General features: G+C 67.2%; 8 protein-coding genes. 3 read left to right on the forward strand and 5 right to left on the reverse strand.

Annotated features, from left to right (window positions below):
* The first annotated feature begins 474 nt into the window (after positions 1-474).
* Together E1261_RS41855 and E1261_RS41860 are read left to right on the forward strand one after the other, a co-directional pair.
* Positions 475-792 carry a nucleoside triphosphate pyrophosphohydrolase gene (locus E1261_RS41855; protein WP_132415372.1) on the forward strand — a complete coding sequence of 106 codons (318 nt, stop codon included), beginning with the start codon at positions 475-477 and terminating at the stop codon, positions 790-792.
* A 12-nt stretch (positions 793-804) separates the two neighbouring features.
* A complete protein-coding gene (locus tag E1261_RS41860) occupies positions 805-1,644 on the forward strand; it encodes a hypothetical protein (RefSeq protein ID WP_132415375.1) in 840 nt (279 codons plus the stop codon).
* Positions 1,645-1,691: 47 nt separating this feature from the next.
* On the opposite strand, the gene E1261_RS41865 is transcribed toward E1261_RS41860, so the two are convergent.
* The 5 genes from E1261_RS41865 to E1261_RS41885 all read right to left on the reverse strand — a co-directional run bounded on the left by E1261_RS41865 (position 1,692) and on the right by E1261_RS41885 (position 5,733).
* Positions 1,692-2,756 (reverse strand): hypothetical protein, encoded by a 1,065-nt coding sequence (locus E1261_RS41865; RefSeq protein ID WP_132415378.1) that lies wholly within the window; start codon positions 2,754-2,756, stop codon positions 1,692-1,694.
* Between the two features lie 156 nt (positions 2,757-2,912).
* Positions 2,913-4,208 carry an FAD-binding oxidoreductase gene (locus E1261_RS41870; protein ID WP_132415381.1) on the reverse strand — a complete coding sequence of 432 codons (1,296 nt, stop codon included), beginning with the start codon at positions 4,206-4,208 and terminating at the stop codon, positions 2,913-2,915.
* A 79-nt stretch (positions 4,209-4,287) separates the two neighbouring features.
* Positions 4,288-4,809 carry a HutD/Ves family protein gene (locus tag E1261_RS41875; RefSeq protein WP_132415384.1) on the reverse strand — a complete coding sequence of 174 codons (522 nt, stop codon included), beginning with the start codon at positions 4,807-4,809 and terminating at the stop codon, positions 4,288-4,290.
* A complete protein-coding gene (locus E1261_RS41880) occupies positions 4,809-5,105 on the reverse strand; it encodes a hypothetical protein (protein WP_132415387.1) in 297 nt (98 codons plus the stop codon). The genes E1261_RS41875 and E1261_RS41880 overlap by 1 nt, the downstream gene beginning before the upstream one ends.
* A 103-nt stretch (positions 5,106-5,208) precedes the next feature.
* The gene (locus tag E1261_RS41885) at positions 5,209-5,733 is read right to left on the reverse strand and encodes a MarR family winged helix-turn-helix transcriptional regulator (RefSeq protein WP_132415390.1); all 525 of its coding nucleotides are present in this window, start codon (positions 5,731-5,733) and stop codon (positions 5,209-5,211) included.
* 111 nt (positions 5,734-5,844) lie between these two features.
* On the opposite strand from E1261_RS41885, the gene E1261_RS41890 reads away from it, so the two are divergent.
* Positions 5,845-6,783: an NADP-dependent oxidoreductase gene (locus E1261_RS41890; protein ID WP_132415393.1), complete on the forward strand. Its 939-nt coding sequence runs from the start codon at positions 5,845-5,847 to the stop codon at positions 6,781-6,783.
* Positions 6,784-6,959 lie beyond the last annotated feature (176 nt).

The following is a 6,959-nucleotide window of genomic DNA, read 5'->3' on the forward strand; positions in this document are numbered from 1 at the left end:
CTCCTCAGCACCGACCCCACCCTGGTAGGCGAAGGCCCAGTCCCCGCCACCGCAGTCCGAGACCTACTCCTCAAAGCCGCCGGCCTGGGCTGAGGCCGATCCTCCGAAGGACAGGACGTATACGCCTGCTGGCTCCCCCGCGCCGACGACGCTGAGCGCACCGACGACGTCCAGCACACCTATACGTCCTGTCCGTCGGCAGATCGCCCGCGGGCCGCGCACACCGCTACCGGCTCGTCTGTTGGCGTCGCTAACGACACGTAATGGTCCCAGGTTCGGCACTCGCTGAGCGTGGGCGGCAACCGGCAACGCCGCTCAGGGGGTACTACTACGTGTTCTTACCGACACCGCGGCCCGCCGAGCGACAGAACGTATACGCCTGCTGGCTCCCCCGCGCCGACGATGCCGAGCGCGGGGACCACACGTCCTGTCCGTCAGCAGACGACTGTCCCCAGCGGCTGACATGCTGCCCAGGTGACCAACACCAGCAAGCTCGTCCGTGACCGGATCCCCGAAATCATCCGCGCGAACGGCGAGGACCCCACCTACTACACCGCAGACCCCGCCGAGTACCGCAACCGCCTCCGCGCCAAACTCACCGAAGAAGTCACCGAATTCCTCGCCGCCACCGACGAGGACGCCCCCGACGAACTGGCCGACATCCTCGAAGTCGCCTACGCCCTGGCCGCCGACCTCAACCTCACCGAGCCCCATCTAGACAAGATCCGCCACGCCAAGGCCGCCACCAAGGGCACCTTCACCGACCGCATCGTCTGGACCGGTGCCAAGTGACACACTGACACGATGCACGGGCGCAAGTTACGTCGTGAAGAGCAACGGGTCGCGGCCGGGTTGGTCTACCAGGCGGTCATCGAGATCCGCGGTGAGGCCGCCGCACGGCTTCGCTCCAAGGAACCGGACGTGGAGCGTATCCGCAGACTGGCCGATGTCGTGCACAACCTGCCGGGCCTCCTCGGCGGCGGCCGAATCGGTGCGCGCAGTGGGCCTCCCGGTTGGCCAGGTCCCGGCACCTTCACCTTCTACTGGCTGTGGACGACCGCCTCACCCGCGCAAAAGGCCTGGCTGATCGAGCAGTTCAAGGACCTCGGCTTCGACTACACCTACCTCAAAACGTACGGCGAGTGGCCTGTCCGCGCCGAGCCGCCAACCTCACTCTCGCTCCGACGCGGTGGCTGGCGCCGACCGTACGACGCCTCCTCAGTGCGGGTTGTCTCCACAGCGACGCTCGCCAGACTCATGACCGAGGCGTTCGACCGCGACTTGACCTCGAAGTCGTACGAGTCGAGCATCGCCCATCTCAAGCCCGACGCCACCCATGTCCTGTTGCCTCGCCATCCGGGCGACAACTTCTTCAGCGCACGACGCGATGGCGTTTGGGAGTACCGAGTGCTCCAGCGAATGTCGGACGATGCCCTGATCGACTGCCACCTGATCGCGTTCCGCAGCAGCATCGCGGCCCTCCCTGTCGACATCTCCAGGATCGAACAACTGCGGCTGGCCGCACTCCCCGAGAGCAACGCCCGGGACACCGGACTATGGTTCCGCGACCACCGAGTGGCGCAGCCCGACTGCCCGGAATGCTCACCGGACTTGTTCGCCTCGATCTCGCTGGAAGATCTCTGAGCAACAGAACGGAGCCCACACCTGGTTAGCGTGGGCTCCGGCGGCTGTCAGAGGATGGAGTTGGCGCTGACTGTGAAGCCGGTGTTTACCGGGGCGCCGGCGTTGGTGAAGCAGTTGACGTCTCGGACTATGAGGTCTGGGCCGGAGGTGCTGTTGGTCCAGAAGGTGTTGAGGCCGCAGAAGTTGGGGTTGGAGCCGTAGGCGGTGACCTGGACCGTGTTCTGGGTGAAGGCGATCCGCGGGAAGGTGACCAGGGAGAGGCCTAGACCGGCGGAGATGATGGTGTTGGCGCCCAGGCCGAGGATCGAGTTGAGGTTGGTGGAGGGCGGGCCGGCGGGTGGCTGGTTCAGGAAGTAGCCGTAGTACTTGGGTGGGACGGCGGCGCCGTACAGGGAGACCTTGTACTGGTAGGTCAGGGTGAAGCGGGTGTTCAGCAGGGCGCCGGCGGCGTTGAAGCAGAGGACGTTGACGTCTTGGCCGCTGCCGCTGGAGACCCAGTTGCGGATCTTGCAGCGGGCGCCTTGCTGCGGGTTGACCGCGGTTGCCTGCAGGCTGCCGTCGAGCGTTCCACCGGCCACCAGGCCCGGGAACTTCACCTCGTACTGGCCGACGCTGAGGTTGGTCGAGGTGTTGCCGGCGCCGGTCGAGTTGTACTGGCTGAAGAGCGCGCCGGTGGCGGACGAGTCGACGTACCCGTACGGGCCGGGCGCGGGACCGCCGGAGGCGCGGACGAAGAAGACGCTGAAGCTCGACACGTCCAGCGCGCCGCCGGCCCGGTAGCAGCGGATGTTGATGATCTCGTCGGCGCCGGACTGGCCCCAGTTCTCGGCCTGGCACCAGTGCGGCGTGTTGTTGATCGCCGTGACGTGTACGACGCCCTGTGGCGCGCCCTGGCCGACCAGCTTGACCTGGTAGCGGCCCGGCGAAATCGGGATGACGGAGCTTCCGACCGGCCAGGTGCCGCTCGGCACGACGGAGCCGGAGGTCTGGTTCCACAGCGCCCAGCCCTTCCGGTCCGGGACTGCGGCCTCCGCGGGTGAAACAACGGTGAGGAAACCCGCCAGCATCAACAGACTTGCTGCGAAGCGGGCGGGCAAAGACAGACGTGGCATCGGATTCCCCCCTCAGGAAATTGGTGACCGATTACTGGGGGAATGCAAGCACGTACACTCAGCATTGAGCAATAGCCCAATGTCATGAATTGTTTACGCGGAGCGTTTGTTTGGGTAATTCATGAATGCAGCAGAAAGCCGCCGGCGACGACCGGCTTATTCTTCGGAGTCCGCACCCTGGTCGCCTGATACACCGGCCGGCAGCGCGGTCGCGGTGAAGACGCCGCGTGGGTCCAGGCGGCGCTTGATCCGGAGCAGCCGGTTGGCGTTCGGGCCGTACGCCGCCGCGGTCTGCTGCACGTCCTCGGGACCGAGGAGATTGGGGTAGCCGCCAGGCAGCGAGTACGGCGCCAGCAGGGTGCTCGCCGCCCGCGCCCACTTGCCGTCGCCACCGACCTCGATGAACTCGAGCATGAAGTGGTCGTCCCGCAGACCGAAGGCGGACTTCCGGATCGGCATCCGGCTCGCGGCGCCGTGGAAGTGATGAATGTTGATGAACGTGCCAGGCGAGGTGCGGGCGGCGTACGCCTCGAGCAACGCCGTCACGACATCCGGGGTGAAGCCGGCGACGTTGCGAGTGCGGATCGCATAGGTGACCCCGTCCGGGAACGCACCGTCGAACTCACGCAGTTTCGCCAGCGGGGACTTCACAGTCAGCTCCGCCTGCAACGGAGTACCGAGCGTGGTGAACCCGTCGAGGACATCCTTGCCCTCGGCAAGATCTCCCGACCAGGTCGGCGCTGCCGAGACCAGCGGATTGCCCTCGGGATCGGCCACGATGGCGATCACCGAGGTGAGCTCATCAGGTCCACAGTCGAGGAGTTCGCCGTACCGGAGGAAGACCTGCTCGGCCTCCTCGAACGGGAAGGCGAACGAGCCGACGAGCACCTCGGCCAACGGATGCACGGCAATCCGGGCGGACGTGACCACGCCGAAGTTGCCGCCGCCACCACGCAACGCCCACAGCAGCTCGCCATCAGCCTGTACGGCGCTCCCGTCGGCGAGCACGACCTCCGCACCCAGCAAGTTGTCGGCCGCGAGACCGAAGCGCCCGCTGAGCGGACCGTAGCCCCCACCAAGCGTCAGCCCCAGCAATCCAACCGTGCCAACTGTCCCAGTCGCCACCGCAAGCCCCAGCCGATCCGCGGCCGCGGCGACGTCCTCAGCCGTCGCACCACCGCCCACCGTTGCCACACCATCCTCGATCGAGACCTGCCGCATCCGGGTCAGGTCGATCACCAGACCGCCGTCCCGGAGCGCGCGACCGGCCCAGTCATGACCGCCGCCGCGGACCGACAGCGGCAACCCGCGGTCGCGGGCCACGGCGATCGCTTCCCGTACGTCGGCGGTCGTCGTACAGATCGCGACCACCACCGGGCGGTTGCTGACAGCCCCGTTCCAGATCGCGACGGCGGCGTCGTACTCGGGTCCTTCGGTGACGAGTTGAACCATGCCAGCAAGCTATCCGCACCCAGGCGCGATCACCCGCCCTGCAAGCGAAGTCTGCCCGGAGTATCCGGCAAGTCTGCCCTCAGGAGATGCTGACGACGGCCACCACTCCGTTGCCGGTGACCGTCAGCCCGTCGGACGGATCACAGACCACATCACGCGGCCCGAGCACGACACCATCGACGGCAAGCGAACCGTCCAGCACCGCGAGGAAGTCCGCGCCATGGACGTTCTCCTCGCCGGCGATCCGCTGACACGCCACCGCCGCCGTTGCACGGCCCCGGCGCGTCATCACGTTCAGGTTGATCGTCGAGCCCGACGGGTCACCGTGAACCTCGGCTTCGCCCGGAAACGCGAACGGCTCGTACGGCCACAGGACGTGAACATCGCCGCCCGGCATCGTCAGCGCGAGCTGCTCACCCGCCGCCAGCGTGATGATGCGATCAACCCCGGGGAAGCTGGAGAACGGACCGGGCCGCTCGACCTCCGCGAAGCTCAGCCGCCAGTCGAAGTCGGCACCCTCCGACCGCGCCACCTCGTACGTGATGCCCAGGCCGTTCTTCCAGGGCACGCTTGGTTGGTCGGCGCGGCGGAGGACGTGCATCAGACTCTCGGTCGCTCCGACCGACGGGCCAGGGCGCCGCGGACGAAGTTGACCACCAGGATCGCCGGCAGGAAGAACGCCTGGAAGAACATCCAGTAGCTGTCCCCCTCGGAGATGAAGCCGAGGAAGACGCCGTACCCGAGGAAGGCCGCACCCACGACGCCGCTCAGGATCCGCGCGCCGTTCGATTGCCCGGTGCTCTTCACGAGCGCCATCCCCACCATCGCCGCGCCGCTGATGCACAGCAGGACGACGTACCACGAGAACGTCGGGTCGAGCCCGAAGTCGATGTTCACAATTCCCCACCAAGTCCGCAGTTGAGTGATTCCCCCGCGCGAGACGCTACCGGACCATCAGGGCCAGCAACACCGAACTGCAGCAACGTGCAACCCCGGCGATCTATCGAGCTTGGTCAGTAGTTCCAGCCGGCTTCTTGCTTCGCCTTGGTGCCGCCGACCGCGGCGGTGTCTGCCGCATGTGGTCTCGGGCGCGGGCCAGGATGTCGGCGAGTGTCTCGACATCGGAGCGCGACAGCGGGGCGAACAGCAGGTCATCGAGGACCGCGATGTGACCAGGGAAGACCCGAGCGAGCACAGCGCGTCCCTCGTCGGTGATGGTGACGGTGGTGCTGCGCTCGTCATCGGAGGACGGCGTCCGGGTCACGAGGTCCCGCTTCTCCAACGTCTGGGCCTGGTAGGTCAGTCCGCTGCGGCTGTAGACGACGCCGTCGGCCAGATCGGTCATCCGCTGACTGCCCGCCGGGGAGTCGCCGAGGGTGGCCAGGAGCTGGAACTGCACGTAGCTGAGATCCCCGGCCTCTCGCAACTGCTGCTCGACGGCGTGCTTCAGCAGGCTGCTCGCCTCGATGAGGGCGAAGTAGGCCCCCAGTTGCGTGGCGTCCAGAGAAGGCCGCGGTGAGGTCATGGGCGGAGTCTAGCAGTGCTTCTAACTCGAAGCACTTGCTTCGAGTTCGAAGTAGAGCTACGGTGGTCACAGTTGCTTCGAATCCGAAGCACATCACCGAAGGGAAACATCATGAAGGCAGTACGGTTCCACGCAACGGGCGGCCCGGAGGTTCTGCGCTACGAGGACGCCGACCAGCCGGTTCCCGGCCCGGGCGAGGTGCGCATCCAGGTCGCCGGATCCGCCTACAACCCGGCCGACGGCGGTATCCGCGGCGGCTTCCTGCCCATCCCGATCACGCTGCCGCACACCCCGGGCTACGACGTCTCCGGCACGATCGACGCGCTCGGCGAGGGGGTGGACGGCCTCGCCGTAGGCGAGGACGTCATCGGGCTCATCCCCATGAACGCGAACGGCTCGGCCGCGCAGTACGTCGTCGCCCCCGCGGAGGTGCTGGTGAAGGCTCCCACCGCCACCCCGCTGGCCGACGCCGCCGGAGTGCCGTCGGTCGGACTCACCGCCTCACAGGCGCTCTTCGAGGCCGGCGACCTCAAGGCCAGCCAGCGGGTGCTGATCAACGGTGCCGGCGGCCCCGTCGGCGGGTACGCCGTGCAGCTGGCCAAGCGCGCCGGTGCCCACGTCATCGCCACCGCCAGCCCGCGCAGCAGCGAGATCGTCAAGGCCGCCGGAGCGGACGAGATCATCGACCACACCGCCACCCCTGTGCTTGACGCTGTGACCGAGCCCGTCGACCTGCTGCTCAACCTGGCGCCGATCACCCCCGACGGGTTCAGCGCCCTGGTCGCACGAGTTCGTGATGGCGGCGTGGTCGTCTCCACGACACCGACCGTGACAACGCCCAGCGACGAGGAGCGAAACGTCCGCGCAGCCACGGTCTTCGTCCACCCCGACGCGGACGTGCTCTCGAACCTCGTCGCCCTCATCGACAGCGGTGACCTCCACGTCGAGATCGCCCAGCGCGTGCCGCTGAGCGAGCTGCCCGCCATCCACCAGCAGGCGGAAGCGGGACAGATCCACGGCAAGGTCGTGGCCGTCCCGCCCGCCGTCTGACTGTGCGACTAGATCTCGACACTTGTGTGCTGATAGTTAGTCGGCTAAGTTTTGAGTATTAGCCGACTAACTATCTCATGGAGTGCGTTCATGGAGCTGGGTCTGCAGGGTGCCGCGGTGCTGGTGACGGGTGGTTCGTCCGGGATCGGGCGGGCGGCGGCGATCGGGTACGGGCG

The sequence above is a fragment of the Kribbella albertanoniae genome (genome assembly GCF_004348455.1).
GTDB classification, from domain to species: domain Bacteria; phylum Actinomycetota; class Actinomycetes; order Propionibacteriales; family Kribbellaceae; genus Kribbella; species Kribbella albertanoniae.